The sequence below is a fragment of the Saccharothrix saharensis genome, assembly GCF_006716745.1.
Taxonomy (GTDB): Bacteria; Actinomycetota; Actinomycetes; order Mycobacteriales; family Pseudonocardiaceae; genus Actinosynnema; species Actinosynnema saharense.
The window spans coordinates 6064983-6082140 of the sequence record NZ_VFPP01000001.1; the positions used below are offsets into that span (position 1 = coordinate 6064983).

Sequence of the window (17158 nt, forward strand, 5' to 3'; positions counted from 1 at the left end):
CTCGATGCCTCCGACTCTTCAGGGTGGTCTCGGGTGGCCGGATCCCCGGATGCGAACGCCGCGACGCGGCTCGACGGCCTGCTGCGCGAGTTGACCGACCGCACCGCCGAGGCCGTCGGCTCGCAGGAGCGGCTGCACCGGCTGCTCGGCGCGGTCGTGTCGCTGGCCAGCGACCTGTCGCTGCCCGACGTGCTGCGCCGGACCGTGGAGTCTTCGTGCGGCCTGGTCGGCGCGCGGTACGGCGCGCTGGCCGTGATCGGGCCGAACCGGCAGCTGCTGGAGTTCACCCACGACGACGGCCACCACGACACCGACCTCGACGCGCCCGGCGCGGAGGCGACCGCGTTCGACCCGCCGGCGTTCGACCCGACCGGGCCCGGTTTCCTGGGCGTGCCGGTGCACGTGCGCGGCTCGGTGTTCGGCAACCTCTACCTCAGCGACAAGGCCGACGGCTCCGACTTCACCCGTGCCGACCGCGAGGTGGTGACCGCGGTGGCCGCGGCGGCGGGCATCGCGATCGAGAACGCCCGGCTCTACGCGCAGTCCCAGCAGCGCGAGGTGTGGCTGCGCGCGTCCAACGAGGTGACGAACGCCCTGCTCACCGGCACCCCGGACCGGGACGCGCTGCGCCTGGTCGCGGTGCGCGCCCGACTGGCCGCCGACGGCGTGAACGCGCTGCTCGCGCTGCCCGACGTGCAGGGTGAGCTGGCCGTGCGGGTGGTGGACGGCGAGGTGCGCGGGTTCAGCGCGGCCGGTGAGGGCGGCCCGGCCCGGGAGGTGTTCGACACCGGCAAGGCCAAGGTGCTCGACGGGCTGCCCGGCCAGACCCGGATCGGCCCGGTGGTGTTCGTGCCGCTCGCCGCCGGACAGCGGGTGCTCGGCGTGCTGATGGTGGCGCGGGCGCGGGAGCAGCGGGCGTTCGACGCCTCGGACGTGGCGCTGGTCGAGTCGTTCGCCCGGCAGGCGGCGCTGATCCTGGAGTTCACCCGGGCCACCGGGGCGGGACGGCGGTTGGCCGTGCTGGAGGACCGCGACCGCATCGCCCGCGACCTGCACGACCTGGTGGTGCAGCGGTTGTTCGGGCTCGGCCTGGGGTTGCAGAGCATGAACGGGCTGGTGGAGCAGCCGATGGTGGCGCAGCGGCTGGCGGACTTCGTCACCGAGGTCGACCAGACGATCCGGGAGATCCGGCGCACCATCTTCTCGTTGCAGGAGCCGCCCGCGGGCGCGGCCGACCTGCGCGCCCAGCTGATGAAGGTGGTGCAGGAGTCGACGCGGCTGCTCGGCTTCGAGCCGTCGCTCTCCCTGGACGGCCCGATCGACTCGGTCGTGCCCGACCACGTGCGGCCGGACCTGCTGGCCACGCTGCGCGAGGCGCTGGCGAACGCAGCCCGGCACGCGGCGGCGACGAAGGTCGAGGTCGAGGTGGTGGTCGACCGGGCGGCGACCACGTTGCGGCTGGTCGTGCGCGACGACGGCGACGGCCTGCCGTCCGGCCGCGGCAGGCACACCGGCGGCCTGGTGAACATGGCGGCACGTGCCGCGAGGTGGGACGGTTCCTGCGAGGTCGAGTCGGCCGAGGGCCGGGGTGTGACGCTGACGTGGTCCGTCCCGTTGGTAACGGTGTAGGGGAGGGGTCCATGTCCATCTCGGTGCTTCTGGTGGACGACCACGAGATCGTGCGTCGGGGTCTGCAGCAGCTGCTGGCGGTCGAGTCGGACATCGAGGTCGTCGGCGAGGCGGAGAGCGCCGCCGCGGCGGTGTCCGCCGCCGCGTTCCACCGGCCCGACGTCGCCGTGATCGACGTGCGGCTGCCCGACGGCGACGGCGTGACCGTGTGCCGGGAGATCCGGTCGACGGTCCAGCCGCCGCCCGCGTGCCTGATGCTGACCTCGTACTCCGACGACGAGGCGCTGTTCGGGGCGATCATGGCGGGCGCGGCCGGGTACATGCTCAAGCAGGTGTCCGGCAACGACCTGGTGTCCGCGATCCGCACGCTGGCCGCGGGCGGATCGCTGCTGCACTCCGGCGTCACCGCGACCGTGCTGCAACGGCTGCGCGGCGGACCGGTCGAGGACCCGCGCTACGCGTCGTTGAGCCCGCAGGAGCGGCGGATCCTCGACCTGATCGCCGAGGGCCTGACCAACCGGCAGATCGCGAACCGGCTGTTCCTGGCCGAGAAGACGGTCAAGAACTACGTCTCCACGCTGTTGCACAAGCTCGGCTTCGACCGCCGGACCGAGGCCGGGGTGTACGCGGCCCGCCGTCGGCAGGCCGGGGGGATCTAGCCGCCGACCGGACCCGCGTCAGAGCGGCCGACCAGCGGCGCGGTGGAGGCGGTGGTGGCTGTGGTCGGGTCGGGCAGGGGCGTGCCCGGGCAGGCCAGGTCGCGTGACGGGACCACGCCGAGTTCGGCCCGGCCGGTGTAGATCAGCGGGAACGGGCGCCCCGGCGCGCCCGGACCGCCCGCATCGGTGAGCACGACCCCCTTGGCCCGGCCGGTGCGCGGCTTCAGCCTGCTCACCGCGATGGTGATCTCGCGGCCGTCGTGCGGGGCGCGCCGGTCGAACGGCGCCTGGAACGTGCCGCACTCCAGTCCCTCGTGCTCGCGCACGCGGACCAGGTGATGGTTCGTCCCCGGTTCCGGCCCGCGCGTACGTCGGCAGCACCGAGCCGACCAGGGCCGCGACCACGGCCGCGGTGGTTCTCCCGCTCCCGGGTTCCCCTCCGTCGAAGCCACCAGTCGACCGCGCACGTACTCTGGGGGACAACCGCAGAAAGGCCCTGTTCGGCTCTACGAAAGACTTAAGCCACTCGGGCTCGGAGGAAAGTAAGGTCGCTGGAGTGGGGATTTTCCGGAGGAAGCGGCCTGCCGCGCTCGCCCGTGAAGTGGTGCGGGACCACACCTACGACGACGCGATCCTGGACATCGCGGCGGAGGAGATGGACGCGGGCCACCTGAGGGCGGCGACCACGGTGCTCGCGGAGTGCCGTGACGACCCGGAGGTGCGGGCGCTGCGGGCCGAGGTGCTCGGCGAGCACGCCATCGGCCACGCCGACGAGCTGCTGGAGCTGGCCAAGAACAACACCGACCCGGACCTGTGGCTGCTGGCCGGCACGGCGTTCATCCGGGAGGCGTGGGCGATCCGCGGCTCGGGCCGGGCCGACAGCGTCGGCAAGGACCGGTTCAAGGTCTTCTTCGGCACCCTGCGCAAGGCTGTCGGTCCGCTGCACGAGGCCGCGAAGCTCCTGCCCCGCGACGCGGTGCCGTGGGCGCAGCTGCAGACCGCGGGCCTCGGGTTGCAGGTCGACCGCGACCAGAAGGACGAGGTGTGGCGGGAGATCGTGGCGCGGTGCGCGACGCTGTACCCGGCGCACTGGACCCGGTTGCAGATCCTGGCGTCGAAGTGGGGCGGTTCGGCCGAGGAGATGATGGCGTTCGCGCAGGGCAGCGTCGACGCCGCGCCGCCGGGCGACCCGGTGGTGGCCATGCTTCCGCTGGCGCACTTCGAGATCTTCCTGGAGCAGTTCGAGGACGCCGTGCAGTCGCGGTCGGCGTTGAAGATCGCCACGCTGAAGATGCGCTACTTCACCCGGCACCGGGAGGAGATCGCCACGGCGGCCGACAAGTGGGACTCGACCCCGAGCAAGCCGCACCCGCGCGCCCTCCAGGCCCACAACCTGTTCGCGGCGGCGTTCGCCCTGGCCGACGACGCGCCGCGGGCCAAGCGCCACCTGCTCGGCATGCGCGACCACGTGCACGAGGTGCCGTGGGCCTACGTCGCCTACCTGGCCGACGACCTGGAGAAGGAGTACTCGGAGCTGGCGAACAAGTACCTCTGATCAGCTCGCTCGCCCGGGGTCTTCCCGGGAAGGCGTTCCTCCGGTGCCGTCGGCGGGTCAGGTCGGTCGCGCCGTGCCCGGTGCTCCTCTTGCCCGCCGCCTTTCCCCTTGACCGGCGCCACCGGGTCGGCCCACGCGCGGACCTGGTCGGCGGACAGCTTCGGCGCGGTCCGCACGACGGTTCGGACCACGGCGACGATGGCGGAGGGGCACAGCGCGCCGATGAGGACGAGCAAGGCCACGGGGCTGTTGCCCAGCGACACGACCAGCGCCGGAAGTCGTAGCACGACCGCCGCGGGCACGATGACCGGACCTGCCGTGCGCTCCTCACTCGGCACAGACGAGCAGCGTCGACTTGCCGGTACCGGAGCTGCCCGCAACGACGCGGCACCGCGCCGGGTCGCGTGCCGACCACTTCGAGTCGGGCAACGGCAGGTCCATTCCTCAGCTCCTCGGCACCGACGGCGGCCTGCACCGGATGGCGACCACGTCGCCGGTCACCTCGACCTCGCCCGCCGCGTGCGGCACGACCACCGTGCTGCCCCGGTGCACCGCGACGGGTCCGAGTGTGCCGGCGCCCTCCAGCACCACGAACACGCCGAACGAGGGCTCCAGCGCCGCCGAGCCGGAGACGTGCAGCCGGTCGGCGCGGAAGAACGGGTCGGCCCGGGCGTCGAACATCCCCACCGACCGCCCGGTGAGCGCCCGCGTGCGGCGGACCAGGTCGGCGGGGGACTGGGCGCGGCGCTCCAGGCACTCCAACGCCTTGTCGTAGCCCAGGCCGAGGTGCCCGGCCTCGGGGTCGGCCAGGAAGCCCTGCCACTCCAGCGTGACGGAGAAGTCCGTGGGCTGCTGGAGTTCCACGATGAACACGCCCTCGCCGATCGCGTGCGGCACGCCGGCGGGCACGAACACCGTGTCACCGGGCGAGACCTTCACCGGGTTCAGCGCGTCGAGCATGGCGGCCGAGTCCTGGGTGGACACCCACCCGGCGGCGACGGCGGCGGGCACGTCGTCGCGGAACCCGAGGTAGACCGTGGGGTCGGGCCCGGACGTGCCGATCACGATCCACGCCTCGGTCTTGCCGTGCCGGCAGCCCAGGTGGGCGGAGGCGAACGCGTCGGACGGGTGGCAGTGCACCGGCAGCCGCTGACCGGCGTCGAGCAGCTTCACCAGCAGCGCCGTGTCGGCGCCGAACTCCGCCGCGTGCGCCGCGCCCAGCCAGGACGTCGGGTCGGCCGCCACCGCGTCGCGCAACCACCGCCCGTCCGGCAACCGCGTCAGCCCGGCCTCGTCCTTGCCGAACTGCGCGGTGGTCGACCCCACCCAGTCCTCGGGCCCGGCGTCGGCGTCGTCCCGGCTCCGGAACGCCGCGATGGCCGCACCGCCCCGGTAGAACTGCCGGGGCTGGTTGGCCTCCAGCGCGACGGGCTGGGTGTCGGAGCTCATGCGGGTACCTCTCCTGATCCACGGGCCACCAAGCGGACCGGCAGGACGACGCGGCGCGGTGGGGAGCCGTCACCGTCCAGGCGGGCGAAGAGCAGGTCCGCCGCTGCCTTGCCGAGCGCGCTCGCGTCGTGCGCGATCACGGTCACCGGCGGGGACAGCAGGTCGGCCAGCTCGAAGTCGTCGAAGCCCACGAGCGCGGGCCGCGAGGTGCTGCCCGCCAACGCGCGCACGGCGTGCACGGTGATCCGGTTGTTGCCCGTCACCACGGCGGTCGCCGGGTCGGCGGCGTTCCGCAGGCCCTGCAACGCCTTGCGCACGGATTCCTCGTCGTGCGGGCCCATGACCACCAGCGACTCGTGGTAGCCGATGCCGGCCCGGACGCAGCCCTCGCGGTAGCCGCGCAGGCGCTCGTTGGCGGTGAAGATGTCGGGCGCGTCGCCCAGGAACGCGATCCGCCGGTGCCCGAACGACGCCAGGTGCGCGACCGCCTCGGCGGTCCCGCCGATGTTGTCCACCAGCACGGTGTCGGCCACGACGTCACCGGCCGGCCGGTCCAGGAACACCACCGGCGTGCCCGCGCGCATCTCCGGCACCAGGTACCCGTGCTGCAGCCCGGCGGGCACGATCAGCAGGCCGTCCACCCGCCGCGAGCAGAACTCCAGCGACAGCTCGCGCTCGCGCGCCGGGTCCTCGTCGGACGAGCCGGTGATCACCTGGCGGCCGCGCAGCCGCGCGACCTCCTCGACCGCCCGCGTCACGCCCGAGTAGAACGGGTTGCCGACGTCCTCCAGCACCAGCCCGACGGTTCCCGTGGACGAGCCGCGGCGCAGGTTGCGGGCGCTGAGGTTGCGCCGGAAGCCGAGCTGGTCGATCGCCGCGAGCACCCGCTCGGCGGTCGCCGGGTGCACCCCCGCCTCGTCGTTCACCACGCGCGAGACGGTCTTGATGCTGACGCCCGCCAGCCGTGCCACGTCGTTCATCGTGGCACGCCGCACCTTGCGGGCGCCTGCCGCGCCGTTCGGGGACAACGTTGTCATAGTGCGCGAATCACACACCGCGTGTGCACGGATGTCAACGGTCCGACCGGTCCGGCACCGGACGGCCCGGTTACGGGGTTGACGCCGGACCCGTACTCTCCGCGAGCAGGCGACTACGAATCGTTCGTGGACAGCGTTGTCACCGGGAGGCGACCGGTGCGGACAACGCCTGCCCGCGCAGCGGTGGTAGCGCTCTCGGCGGCACCGGCGGTGGTCCACCCGGCGGCAGGGGCGGCACAGGTGGACGACCTGGCCGAGTGGGTGAACCCGTTCGTCGGCACCCGGCCGGGTGGCCCGGACCGCGGCACGGGCGGCGGCGCGGGCAACAACTTCTCCGGCGCGGACGTGCCGTTCGGCATGTGCGGTGGAGCCCGGACACGGTGACCCGGCAGCACGGCGGCCACGCCTGCGAGGACCCACCGCGTCCGGGACTTCAGCCTCACCCACCTGTCCGGCGCGGGCTGCTCGACCTGTCCGGCGGGAGGTTCCACGTGTTCGCCATCGCGGTCGGCTGACCCTAGGGTGGAACGGGTGACGGTTGACCCGGTGGAGTCGGTGAACACGTTCATCGGCACGAAGGACGACGGGAACACGTTCCCCGGTGCGTCGATGCCGTTCGGCATGGCCCACTCGAGCCCGATCGGCTCGCACTACGCCGGGTACCGCTACGACGACCCGGTGATCCGCGGTTTCGGGCACTTCTTCCTGTCCGGCGCGGGGTGCTCGGAGCAGGGCGGGCTGGTGTCGGTCCTGCCGACCGCGGGCCTGCCGCGCACGTTCGACCACCGCGCGTACGGCTCGGCGTACACGCACGACGGCGAGGTCGGCAAGCCCGGCTACTACCGCGTGCGGCTGGCGTCCGGCATCACGGTGGAGTCGACGGCGACGACCCGCGCGGGCGTGGAGCGGTTCTCGTTCCCGGCCGGCGTGACGCCGTACGTGCTCGTGAACGTGGGTCAGGCGAACGACGGCGAGCCGGTGTTCGCGAGCAGCGTGCGGGTGGTGGACGACCGGACCCTGGCCGGGACCGTGGTGGCCCAGGCGTTCTGCGGCGGCAAGCCGTACACGACGTACTTCACCACGACGTTCGACCGGCCGTTCCGCCGGACCGGCAACTGGGGTGGCGCGGAGGGCGGCGCGGGGCTGCGGGGCCAGTGGGTGGCGTTCGAGGACGGCCCGGTGACCGCGGCGACCGCGATCTCGCACGTGGACGCGGACGGTGCGACGAAGAACCTCGGTGAGGCGCGGGGGAAGTCGTTCGACTCCTTGCGGGCCGAGGCCCAGGAGGCCTGGCGGCGTGAGCTGTCGTGCGTGGAGACGTCCGCGGAGGGCGAGGACCGCGCGGTCTTCTACACCGCGCTGTACCACGTGCTGCTGCAACCGTTGACGGGCAACGACGTGGACGGCCGGTACCGCGGGTTCGACGACCGGGTGCACACCGCCGACGGCTGGACCTACCACGAGTTCTACTCCCTGTGGGACACCTACCGGGCGCACAACCAGCTGCTGGCGCTGCTGCGACCGTCACGGGCGAAGGACATCGCGCGGTCGGTGCTGGCGATCCACGAGCAGGGCGGGTGGCTGCCCCGCTGGGCGTACGCCAACCAGGAGACCAACACGATGACCGGCGACCCGGTCACGCCGTTCCTGGTCGACCTGTGGCGGTTCGGCGCGCTGGCGGGCTTCGAGGAGCAGGCCTACGAGGCGTTGTGGCAGAACGCGACCGGCGTGCCGCCGACGTCGTCGCCGTTCGAGGGCCGGGCGGGCAACCCGTCCTACCTCCGCGACGGTTTCGTGCAGTACGACAAGGGCTTCCGCAAGAAGGGGCAGGACGTCGACCCGCACCACGGCGCGTCGGCGACGCTGGAGTACGCGCTGGCCGACGCCGCGCTGCGGATCATGGCCGGCGAACTGGGGCACGAGGACGACGCCGAGGTCCTGCGCCGCCGCGGCCTGAACTACCGGGTGCTGTGGGACGCGTCGGTGTCCGACCGCGGGTTCACCGGCTTCCCCCGGCCGAAGGTGAGCGGCGGCCGGTGGCTGGCGCCGTTCACCCCGCAGGGCCCCGACGGCTTCCACGAGGGCACGGCGTGGCAGTACCAGTGGTTGGCGCAGCAGGACGTGCCCGGTCTGGTGGCGCTGCTCGGCGGCCGGGACGCGGCACTGCGCCGGCTGGACGACTTCTTCGCCTACCCGGACGTGGTGGCCGACCCGGCGCGGGCCGCGCGCGAGAAGTGGGTCGTCGGGCCCTACAACTACTACAACCAGTACCGCTACAACCCGAACAACGAGCCGGACCTGCACGTGCCGTGGATGTACGCGCTGGTGGGGCAGCCGTGGAAGACGTCGGCGGTGGTGCGGGCGGCGCAGACGTTGTTCGTCGACGCGCCCAACGGCGTGACCGGCAACGACGACCTCGGGCAGATGTCGGCCTGGTACGTGTTCAGCGCCCTCGGCCTGTACCCGGTGATGCCCGGCACGGGCGACTTCGTGCTGAACGCGCCGAGGTTCGCCCGGGCGGTGGTCCACCTGGAGGGCGGCCGCGACCTCACGATCACCGCGGCGGGCGCGGACCCGACCAGGCTCCAGTACGTGCGTGCGCTCCAGGTCGACTCGCGGCCCTGGGACAGGGCGTACCTGAACCTCGGCGACCTCGACGGCGCGCACCTCGACCACGCGCTGACCGACGACCCCGCCGAGGCGACCTGGGCGACCGGGCCGACGGCCGCACCACCCTCCGCCGGCACAGGTGAGCACGTCTCGTAATCGGCTCCGCGCGCACAGCCACCAGCAGGTCAGTCGAAAGTCTCGATCGTCCCTTACTTCTGTCGCGAACCGTTCGAAGTGCCGTCACCGGCCCCCGTGACCGCTTACCGTCCAGCCATGACTGGGGCACGCATACCGGCCGTCGTGGTAGCCGACATCAGGAAGAGCTACGGCGAGCTGAAGGCGGTGGACGGCGTTTCGTTCACCGTCGCCGAGGGGGAGTTCTTCGGCATCCTGGGGCCGAACGGCGCGGGCAAGACCACCACGCTGGAGATCGTCGAGGGCCTGCGCCAGGCCGACGGCGGCCGGGTGACGCTGCTGGGCGAGCAGCCGTGGCCGCGCAACCCCAAGCTGCTGCCGCGCATCGGCGTGCAGCTCCAGGCGTCGAGCTTCTTCGAGAAGCTGACCGCGCGCGAGCAGCTGCAGACGTTCGGCTCGCTGTACGGCGTGACCCGGCGCAAGGCCGACGAGATGCTGGAGCTCGTCGGCCTGACCGACAAGGCCGACGTGCAGGAGAACAAGCTCTCCGGCGGCCAGCGGCAGCGGCTGTCGATCGCGTGCGCCCTCGTCCACGACCCGGACCTCGTCTTCCTGGACGAGCCGACCGCCGCGCTGGACCCGCAGGCCCGGCGCAACCTGTGGGACGTGCTGCGGGCGATCCAGGCCAGGGGCAAGACCATCGTCTACACGACGCACTACCTCGACGAGGCCGAGATCCTGTGCGACCGCGTGGCGATCATGGACCGGGGTCGGATCCTCGCCATGGACGCGCCCGCGACGCTGGTGCGCGGTCTGGACGCGCCCACGCACGTGGTGCTGCAGAAGGGGTTGCTGACGCGTGAAGCGGCGCGGGGCATCACCGGGGTCGAGGACGCGCACGAGGACGAGGTGTCGTTGACCATCTCCACCCGCAAGCCCGCGCCGGTGCTGTCGGCGCTCGCCGAACGCGGCACGCTGGACGGGTTGCAGGTGCGCACGGCCACGTTGGAGGACGTCTTCCTCGACCTGACCGGACGGGAGTACCGCGCATGACCGCGTTCCGGAGCTTGTCGGCGGCCATGGTCAAGGGGTTCCTGCGGGACAGGATGACGTTGTTCTTCGTCTTCCTGTTCCCGTTGATGTTCCTGGTCGTGTTCGGGCTGCTGCTCGGTGACTCGGGCAGCGACAAGACCAAGGTCGCGGCGGTGGGTGACGGGCCCGTGCTGACGGCGTTGGAGCAGACCGGCGCGATCGAGCTGGAGAAGCACGGTGACGTCGTGACCGCGCGGCAGAAGGTCGACGACGGCGACCTGCCCGCGGCCGTGGTGGTGTCGGGTGATCGGGTCGAGCTGATCTACGCGGCCAGCGACCAGGTCGCGGCGGGCACCGTGCTGGGCATCGTGTCCGGCGTGGTCGACAAGATCAACCTCGGTGCGGCGGACGTGCCGCCGCGGTTCACGCTGGACGCGCAGTCGGTCGAGGACGCGTCGCTCAAGCCGATCCAGTACCTGACGCCGGGCATCCTGTCGTGGGCGATCTCGATCTCCGGCGTGTTCGGCTCGGCGCTGACGATGGTGTCGTGGCGCAAGAAGCAGGTGCTGCGGCGGATCCGGCTGGCGCCGGTGAGCACGACGACCGTGCTCACGTCCCGGGTGCTGGTGAGCATCGGCACGGCGGTGGCGCAGGGTGTCGTGTTCGTGGCGGTGGCGCTGCTGCCGGTGTTCGGGTTGAAGCTGACCGGTCAGTGGTACCTGGCGCTGCCGTTGCTGGTGCTGGGCACGACGGCGTTCTTCGCGGTCGGGATGCTGGTGGGCGCGTTCTGCAAGACGGAGGAGGCGGCGTCGGGCGCGGCGAACATCGTGATCATGCCGATGGCGTTCCTGTCGGGCACGTTCTTCCCGGTGGAGAACGCGCCCGCGTGGCTGCAGACCGTGTCGAACATCTTCCCGTTGCGCCACATGAACGACGGCATGCTGGACGTGCTGGTGCGGGGCAAGGGCGTGGAAGCCCTCCTGCTGCCCTCCGCCGTCCTGATCGCCTTCACCCTCGTCGTGGGCTTCATCGCCGCCCGCATCTTCCGCTGGGACGACTAACCCGCGAGTCGAACCTCCAGGCCCCGAGTGTCGAACGCTCAGGACCCCTGAATTCAACGCTCAGGTCACCGGGACAGCCGGCCATCGGTTCCTGAACGTAGAACTCGGGGGTCCTGAGCGTTCGACACTCGGGACCTGAGCGTTCGACACGCCGGTCCTGAGCGTTCGACACTCGGGACCCGAGTGTTCGACTCGCGAGGGGTGGGGAGGGGGTGAGGGCGGTCACGAAGCACAATGGAGGCATGTTCAGCAGCGCTGTTGGTCGGTTCCGCCTGCTCGCCCTGGCCGAGGCGGTGTCGTGGGCCGGTCTGTTGATCGGCATGTTCTTCAAGTACGTCGTCGTGGAGAACGAGATCGGCGTGAAGATCTTCGGCCCCGTGCACGGCGCGATCTTCGTCGGCTACGTGCTGGTGACGTTGATGCTGGCGCACCGCTGGGACCGCCGGACGCTCGTCCTCGGCCTGGTCGCGAGCATCCCGCCGTTCGGCACCGTCGTCTTCGAGCGCTGGGCCAACAAGACCGGTCGCCTCGACGAGGTCGAGGGTCAGACCGCCAACGACTGAGCGCGCTCCAACTCCGCCTCCGGGTCACCGAGGTGGTAGACGCGTTCGCTCGGCTCGATGTTGTCCAGGAACTCCTGGTACACCAACGCGCCGACGAGGTGTGACGCCGGACGGGCGTGCCGCAGCGCGCTCGCCGGGTCGCTCGACGGGAAGTGGCGCAACCACGCGTCGATCCACGCGCGCTCGATCGACGGCCGGAACTCCGGCGCGACGAACCCGACCAGCCGCGCCGCGTCCAGCGCCGGGTGACCCCAGTGCGCGTCACCCCAGTCCAGCACCACCCCGCCGGAACGCCAGTTGCCCGGGTGGAAGTCGCCGTGCAGCAGCGTCTCCGGCAACCCGAAGTCCGGCACCCGCACCCCGCGCACCCGCAACCGCGGCGGACCGGCCAACGCCGCCTGCACCGCCACCCACCGCGGCACGATCCGCGCCACGACGTCCGCGCCGGGACGCCAGCAGTCCACCCCCGGTGCCTCCGCGAGCAGCACCCGACCGGGCTCGGCCGCGATCAGCGTCGGCGCCAACGTCGGGTCGACCGACGCCACCAGCCCGATCACCTCGGCCTCGTCCGCCATGAACGGCGGCGTCGCCTTCGCCCACGCGGTCCCGTCCGCCGTGGGCAGCCGGTACAGGCACGACAGGTTCCACGTCTTCACCTGCACGGCCGGCCCGGTCACGTCGACGTGCCGCCGCGCCCACGCCACCAACGCCGCCGGCCCGCCCGGACGCGCCCACGGCAGCCGCAGCGGGTGGTCGGGGAACTCCTGCGGCGTCGAACCGGCCGACAGCCCGCGCACGGGCACCCGGTCGGCCTCCACCTGGTACGTCACCACGCCGTCACGCGTCGCCGGCGTCGTGGTCCCGACCAGCCGCAACACGCTCGTCGTCACGCCGAGCAGCTCGTCCAGGCGCGCGGTCACCGGCTCGACGTCGTTCCACCACGGGCTGTCGACGGTGAACGGCTCGGCCTCGCCCACGTACCGGCCGCCGACCGTCACCAGGGCCCTGATCTCCCGCACGCCGTGCAGCGTGGCCGGATCGGTGGCGGCCTGTCGACCGAATTCAGTCCTCGAAGTCGCCGACCGCGCGGCGGACCTTCGCCAGCAGGTCGGTCAGCTGCTCGGTCTGCCGGTCGGTCAGCCCGCGCAGGCCGAACTCGACGCTCGTCACGGCCTCGGTGGCCGCCTCACGCCGGGCGTGCCCGGCCTCGGTGATCTCCACGAGCGTGGTGCGCCGGTCGGTGGGGTGGGGGTTGCGGCGCACGAGTCCGTCGGCTTCCAACCGGTCCACGATGTTCGTGACGCTGGTCGGGTGCAGCTGGAGGCGTTCGCCCATGACCCGCATCGGCAGGCTGCCCGTGCGGGCGAACGTCAGCAGCACCAGCGCCTCGAACCGCGCGAACGTCAGCCCGTGCGGCTTGAGGGCGGCGTCCACGGCGGACTGGATGATCTGCTGTACTCGCATGACGCTGGTGACCGCCGCCATCGCCGTCGACGGTCCGATCCGCTTCTCCCACAGCTCGGCGGCGCGCGCGATGGGGTCGAACGGCAGCGGCTGGGACGTCATGCGCCGAAGCTACCAGTGGGTACCCCGACCAGGAGGCAGTAGTGCTCGTCGCGTTCAGTGTCAGCCCGCTCGGCGGGGAGTCCGACGGGGTGGCCGAGGCGGTCGCCCAGGCCGTGCGGGTGGTCCGCGAGTCCGGCCTGCCCAACGAGACCAACGCCATGTTCACGCTGGTCGAAGGCGAGTGGGACGAGGTGATGGCGGTGGTGAAGAAGGCGACGGAGGCCGTGCAGGCCACCGCGCCGCGGGTCAGCCTGGTGCTCAAGGGGGACATCCGGCCGGGCTGGACGGGTCAGCTCAGGGCCAAGGTGGAGCGGCTCGAGCAGCACCTCGGGGAAGACATTTAGTAGGACGTCCTACTAAATTGACGCTCATGGAGCCTCGAGACCTGTGGGTGCGCTTCGAGACGTACCACGACGTCACGTACTTCTCGCCGGAGTCGCGGGCGGTCACCGACGCACTGGGCTGCAAGGGCGGCTGGATGGGGTACTTCGGCCAGCGCGCGGCCCCGCTGGGCGCGGCGTCGCCGGAGGTGGTGACCGCCGCGTTCTTCAGCTTCCACCCGCGCATGGTGGCCCGCGCGCTGCCCGACGCGTGGGACGTGGCGAGCCCCGCCCGGTTCCTCGGAGCACGGCTGGAGGGCGTCGACCGGGCCCTGCGCCGGATGCTGGAGAGCCTGGACGTCGCCGAGGCCGCCGAGCTGGCCCGCGAGGCGGCCGAGGCGGTGCCGCTCGCCGGACGGGTGCTGGGCGCGGCGAACCGGGTGCTGCCCGTGCCCGACGAGCCGCACCTCGCCCTGTGGCAGGCGTGCACGACGTTGCGCGAGTCGCGCGGTGACGGCCACATCGCCGCGCTGGTGGCCGCCGACCTCGGGCCGTGCGAGACGTTGGTGCTGTTCAGCGCCGACAAGGACCTCGACCCGGCGTACATGCGCACCGCGCGTGGCTGGTCGGAGGAGGAGTGGCGGGAAGCCGAAGCGGCCCTCGTCGAGCGCGGGTTGTTCGACGGCGGGCTCACCCCGGCCGGCCGGGCGCTGCGCGAGGACGTCGAACGCCGCACCGACGAGGCGGCCACCCGTCCGTGGGATGTTCTCGGCGCGGCAGGCACCGCCCGCTTCGCCGAGCTGATGACCCCGATCGCGCTCCGCCTGGGGCATCTGAACGAGGCCATGCGGACCAACCCGATGGCGATCGACCCGGTCGCGCAACTCCTCGGCTAGCCGCGCGCGGCTAGCCGCCGGACTCGTGCCAGGATGGAAGGCGTGACAAGGCCAGACCCCCGAAAGACCGCCGCACTGTCCGCCGCGTTGTCCGGGGCGGTCGACCTCGGCGCGCTGAAGGCCCGAGCCGACGCCGCGAGGCAGCGCGCCGCCACCCCACCCCCGTCGCCGGGCTCCGGTTCCGGCGGCGGCTCGGACGCCGGTCCGAGCCCGTGGGTGCTGGACGTCACCGAGGCGACGTTCCAGTCGGTGGTCGAGCGTTCCCTGGACGTTCCGGTCGTGGTCGAGCTGACCGCGTCGTGGAGCCCCGAGGCGGGCCAGCTCTCGCCGGTGCTGGAACGCGCCGCCAGGGCCGGCGGCGGCACCTGGCTGCTGGCCAGGGTCGACCTGGACGCCAGCCCGCGCGTCGGCCAGGTGTTCGGCGTGCAATCCGTGCCGACCGTCGTCGCCATCGCCGGCGGCCAGCCGATCGACGCGTTCGCCGGCCCGCTGCCGGAAGCCGAGTTCGGCCAGTGGATCACCCGCCTGCTGGACGCCCTGCGCGACCGCCTGCCGGGCATCAAGGCCGCCGAAGCGGGCCGCGCCGCCACCGGCGACGAACCCGCCGCGGAACCGGAGGACCCCCGCTTCACGGCCGCCGAGGAGGCGTTCGAGCAGGGTGACTTCGCCGCCGCCGAGGCCGCCTACGAGGCGATCCTGGCCGCCGAACCGGCCAACGCCGAGGCGAAGGCGGCCCTGGCCCAGGTCCGGTTCACGGCCCGCGCCGAAGCCGTGCCCGCGGACGCCATCGCCAAGGCCGACGCCAACCCCGACGACGTGGACGCCCAGCTCGCCGCCGCGGACCTGGAGCTGGCGACGAACGACGTCGAGCAGTCGTTCAAGCGCCTGGTCGACACGATCCGCCGCGTCTTCGGCGACGACCGCGACCGGGTCCGCGAACACCTGGTGGGCCTGTTCGACCTCTTCCCGCCGGACGACGACCGGGTCGCCAAGGCTCGTCGCAACCTGGCCAGCGCCCTGTTCTGACCCTGCCCGTGATAGCCCGCGCCCGCGCCGACGACAGGGGCCCCTTCACCGGGGCCCCTGTTCGTGTTCCGGGGAGGACCGGGAGAGGAGACGCTTGTGATCTCCTGGTCCGTCAACCCGCGGAAGCCTCCGAGATCGGCCTGACCCCGGCTCAGCCGGCGTACTTCCGGGTGCACAGACCCGCGCCCTGGTAGAAGCCGTCGCGGAACGCTTCCACGCGGGCGAAGCCGGAGGGCACGACGGTGCCGTTGACGTCCGCCGCGATCAGGCTCTTGTCCGCCAGCAGTTCGGCCACGGCCTCGTCCAGGTCACCAGAGGACAGGCGCAGCTTGGCCCCGTTCTGGGTCGTCGTCCCCGCCCAGGCCCCGGTCAGGCACGCCGTGCGCAACCCCGCCGCCGGGCCCTCCAGCCCGTACCCGGTCGCCTTCTGGATGGACAGCGCGAACCGCGACGCGATCTCGGCGAACGCGGCGAAGTCGCCGATCCCGCCCTTCTGCCCGCGCTTCGGCGGCGTGCCGATCTTCACCAGGTCCGGCAGGTCGATGGAGATCGAGTTCGTGGCCGGGCAGTACGCGGCGGGGGAGGTGTCGCCGCCGTCGGCGCAGGCCTGGTCCGAGTCGGTGGACAGGGTCGGCGGGGTGGCGGCGGCGTCCTTGAACGCGGCCCGCAGCGACTCCTCCAGCAGTTGGAGCGAGCGCTCGTCGTCGACCTTCAGGTTGCCCTTGCCCTGGCCGGTGTCCTTGTCGTCCGAGTCGAACTTCTGCTGCGTGATCCGCGCCTTGATCTCGGCCTCGTCGATCTCCGCGCACCGCGACGGGTCGCCGGCGAAGCCGAACTGGAACGCCGCCACCCGGTCGAACGCGCTGCCGTGCGCGCCCTGCTTGTCGGCCGACGTGCCGGCCGCGTCGCGGATGAAGAACATCGTCGCCAGCACCTGGTTCAACCCGGGTCCGGTCGAGATGCGGAAGTGCTTGGACTTGCCCTCGGCGACCCAGCGGAAGAAGTTGCCCGCGTAGCAGTCGGCCTGCTGCTCCTTGATGATCGACGGGGTGGCCTGGTTGATGCCGCCGATGTCGCCGAGCTTGTACTGGATCGCGTGACCCATCTCGTGCGCCAGCACGGTCACCACCGACATCGGCCCGAACGCGTCGTCCAGCATCGGCAGCAGCTCGCCGCGGTCCCACGCGATCGAGTCGTCCAACGAGCAGTAGAACGCGTTCGCCACGCCCGCGGTGTTGGTGCGGCAGATGTCGACGCCCTTGCCGTTGGAGTCGTAGGACACCAGGCGCTTGACCGGTTCGAACTCCTTGTCGAACCGGGCGGGCAGCTGCTCGGCCCAGTACTCCTCGACGTCGGCCAGCGTGTTGATGGCCAACCGGTCCATCTCGCCGCCGTCGCCGTTCTCCACCTGGAGGTCCGCGTCGGGCACGCCCGGTTTCGGGCCGCTCTCACCCGTGGTGATCTCCAGCCCGGCCACCTTGGTGACGTCGGGCCGCTCCGACCGGCCCACCCCGCTCACCGTCCGGGTGCACCCCGTCAACACCACCGCGGCGGCGAGCGTCGCAGCAACCCAAGCCCGTCGAGCCATGCCCAAGCCCCATCCCGGTCGTGCCGATCCGA

General features: G+C 72.2%; 18 protein-coding genes. 11 read left to right on the forward strand and 7 right to left on the reverse strand.

Annotation, left to right across the window (positions count from 1 at the left end; translation table 11 throughout):
- Window positions 1-33: 33 nt before the first annotated feature.
- Both FHX81_RS27385 and FHX81_RS27390 read left to right on the forward strand, forming a co-directional pair.
- Complete coding sequence (locus FHX81_RS27385; protein ID WP_141980918.1) at window positions 34-1629, forward strand: sensor histidine kinase; 1596 nt, start codon at window positions 34-36, stop codon at window positions 1627-1629.
- 11 nt (window positions 1630-1640) lie between these two features.
- Entirely contained in the window at window positions 1641-2288 is a 648-nt protein-coding gene (locus FHX81_RS27390) for a response regulator (protein WP_141980919.1), read from the forward strand.
- On the opposite strand, the gene FHX81_RS27395 is transcribed toward FHX81_RS27390, so the two are convergent.
- Window positions 2285-2614 (reverse strand): hypothetical protein, encoded by a 330-nt coding sequence (locus FHX81_RS27395; RefSeq protein WP_141980920.1) that lies wholly within the window; start codon window positions 2612-2614, stop codon window positions 2285-2287. The genes FHX81_RS27390 and FHX81_RS27395 overlap by 4 nt on opposite strands.
- Before the next feature lie 230 nt (window positions 2615-2844).
- On the opposite strand from FHX81_RS27395, the gene FHX81_RS27400 reads away from it, so the two are divergent.
- Window positions 2845-3843 carry a hypothetical protein gene (locus FHX81_RS27400; RefSeq protein ID WP_246107993.1) on the forward strand — a complete coding sequence of 333 codons (999 nt, stop codon included), beginning with the start codon at window positions 2845-2847 and terminating at the stop codon, window positions 3841-3843.
- Here the strand turns inward: FHX81_RS27400 and FHX81_RS27405 are convergent.
- The 3 genes from FHX81_RS27405 to FHX81_RS27415 all read right to left on the reverse strand — a co-directional run bounded on the left by FHX81_RS27405 (window position 3786) and on the right by FHX81_RS27415 (window position 6272).
- A complete protein-coding gene (locus FHX81_RS27405) occupies window positions 3786-4181 on the reverse strand; it encodes a hypothetical protein (protein WP_141980921.1) in 396 nt (131 codons plus the stop codon). The two genes, FHX81_RS27400 and FHX81_RS27405, sit on opposite strands and share 58 nt — an antisense overlap.
- Before the next feature lie 106 nt (window positions 4182-4287).
- On the reverse strand, window positions 4288-5292 hold the full coding sequence (locus FHX81_RS27410) for a class I mannose-6-phosphate isomerase (RefSeq protein ID WP_141980922.1): 1005 nt from the start codon (window positions 5290-5292) through the stop codon (window positions 4288-4290).
- Complete coding sequence (locus FHX81_RS27415) at window positions 5289-6272, reverse strand: LacI family DNA-binding transcriptional regulator (protein ID WP_141980923.1); 984 nt, start codon at window positions 6270-6272, stop codon at window positions 5289-5291. Before FHX81_RS27415 ends, FHX81_RS27410 begins: the two co-directional genes overlap by 4 nt.
- Before the next feature lie 213 nt (window positions 6273-6485).
- Between FHX81_RS27415 and FHX81_RS40785 the strand changes: the two genes are divergently transcribed.
- The 5 genes from FHX81_RS40785 (at window position 6486) to FHX81_RS27435 (ending at window position 11730) form a co-directional block, all read left to right on the forward strand.
- Window positions 6486-6713: a hypothetical protein gene (locus FHX81_RS40785; RefSeq protein WP_170231859.1), complete on the forward strand. Its 228-nt coding sequence runs from the start codon at window positions 6486-6488 to the stop codon at window positions 6711-6713.
- Window positions 6714-6860: 147 nt separating this feature from the next.
- Window positions 6861-9095: a GH92 family glycosyl hydrolase gene (locus tag FHX81_RS27420; protein WP_246107994.1), complete on the forward strand. Its 2235-nt coding sequence runs from the start codon at window positions 6861-6863 to the stop codon at window positions 9093-9095.
- A 117-nt stretch (window positions 9096-9212) separates the two neighbouring features.
- Window positions 9213-10127 (forward strand): ABC transporter ATP-binding protein, encoded by a 915-nt coding sequence (locus tag FHX81_RS27425; protein WP_141980925.1) that lies wholly within the window; start codon window positions 9213-9215, stop codon window positions 10125-10127.
- Entirely contained in the window at window positions 10124-11167 is a 1044-nt protein-coding gene (locus tag FHX81_RS27430) for an ABC transporter permease (RefSeq protein WP_141980926.1), read from the forward strand. The genes FHX81_RS27425 and FHX81_RS27430 overlap by 4 nt, the downstream gene beginning before the upstream one ends.
- 242 nt (window positions 11168-11409) lie before the next feature.
- Entirely contained in the window at window positions 11410-11730 is a 321-nt protein-coding gene (locus tag FHX81_RS27435; protein ID WP_141980927.1) for a DUF3817 domain-containing protein, read from the forward strand.
- Here FHX81_RS27435 and FHX81_RS27440 read toward each other — a convergent pair.
- Window positions 11712-12749, reverse strand: a complete 1038-nt coding sequence (locus tag FHX81_RS27440) for an aminoglycoside phosphotransferase family protein (protein ID WP_211363579.1) — start codon at window positions 12747-12749, stop codon at window positions 11712-11714. The two genes, FHX81_RS27435 and FHX81_RS27440, sit on opposite strands and share 19 nt — an antisense overlap.
- Window positions 12750-12792: 43 nt before the next feature.
- Window positions 12793-13296, reverse strand: coding sequence for a MarR family winged helix-turn-helix transcriptional regulator (locus FHX81_RS27445; RefSeq protein WP_077009514.1), 504 nt, complete (start codon window positions 13294-13296; stop codon window positions 12793-12795).
- Between the two features lie 41 nt (window positions 13297-13337).
- Here FHX81_RS27445 and FHX81_RS27450 point away from each other — a divergent pair, with 41 nt between their 5' ends.
- Genes FHX81_RS27450 through FHX81_RS27460 form a run of 3 tightly spaced genes read left to right on the forward strand, consistent with a single transcriptional unit; the run spans window position 13338 to window position 15538 of the window.
- Window positions 13338-13640 (forward strand): MTH1187 family thiamine-binding protein, encoded by a 303-nt coding sequence (locus tag FHX81_RS27450; protein ID WP_141980928.1) that lies wholly within the window; start codon window positions 13338-13340, stop codon window positions 13638-13640.
- Between the two features lie 26 nt (window positions 13641-13666).
- The gene (locus FHX81_RS27455) at window positions 13667-14512 is read left to right on the forward strand and encodes an SCO6745 family protein (protein ID WP_141980929.1); all 846 of its coding nucleotides are present in this window, start codon (window positions 13667-13669) and stop codon (window positions 14510-14512) included.
- A gap of 42 nt (window positions 14513-14554) precedes the next feature.
- Window positions 14555-15538: a tetratricopeptide repeat protein gene (locus tag FHX81_RS27460; protein ID WP_425473846.1), complete on the forward strand. Its 984-nt coding sequence runs from the start codon at window positions 14555-14557 to the stop codon at window positions 15536-15538.
- Window positions 15539-15689: 151 nt separating this feature from the next.
- Here the strand turns inward: FHX81_RS27460 and FHX81_RS27465 are convergent, their stop codons facing one another.
- Window positions 15690-17126, reverse strand: coding sequence for a neutral zinc metallopeptidase (locus tag FHX81_RS27465; RefSeq protein WP_141980931.1), 1437 nt, complete (start codon window positions 17124-17126; stop codon window positions 15690-15692).
- Between the last annotated feature and the right edge of the window lie 32 nt (window positions 17127-17158).

Bases quoted from the DNA above. Each gene is read 5' to 3' on its own strand.
- FHX81_RS27390 (WP_141980919.1), top strand. From the start codon at position 1,641: ATGTCCATCTCGGTGCTTCTGGTGGACGACCACGAGATCGTGCGTCGG.
- FHX81_RS27410 (WP_141980922.1), bottom strand. From the start codon at position 5,292: ATGAGCTCCGACACCCAGCCCGTCGCGCTGGAGGCCAACCAGCCCCGG.
- FHX81_RS27415 (WP_141980923.1), bottom strand. From the start codon at position 6,272: ATGAACGACGTGGCACGGCTGGCGGGCGTCAGCATCAAGACCGTCTCG.
- FHX81_RS27425 (WP_141980925.1), top strand. From the start codon at position 9,213: ATGACTGGGGCACGCATACCGGCCGTCGTGGTAGCCGACATCAGGAAG.
- FHX81_RS27430 (WP_141980926.1), top strand. From the start codon at position 10,124: ATGACCGCGTTCCGGAGCTTGTCGGCGGCCATGGTCAAGGGGTTCCTG.
- FHX81_RS27435 (WP_141980927.1), top strand. From the start codon at position 11,410: ATGTTCAGCAGCGCTGTTGGTCGGTTCCGCCTGCTCGCCCTGGCCGAG.
- FHX81_RS27445 (WP_077009514.1), bottom strand. From the start codon at position 13,296: ATGACGTCCCAGCCGCTGCCGTTCGACCCCATCGCGCGCGCCGCCGAG.
- FHX81_RS27455 (WP_141980929.1), top strand. From the start codon at position 13,667: ATGGAGCCTCGAGACCTGTGGGTGCGCTTCGAGACGTACCACGACGTC.
- FHX81_RS27465 (WP_141980931.1), bottom strand. From the start codon at position 17,126: ATGGCTCGACGGGCTTGGGTTGCTGCGACGCTCGCCGCCGCGGTGGTG.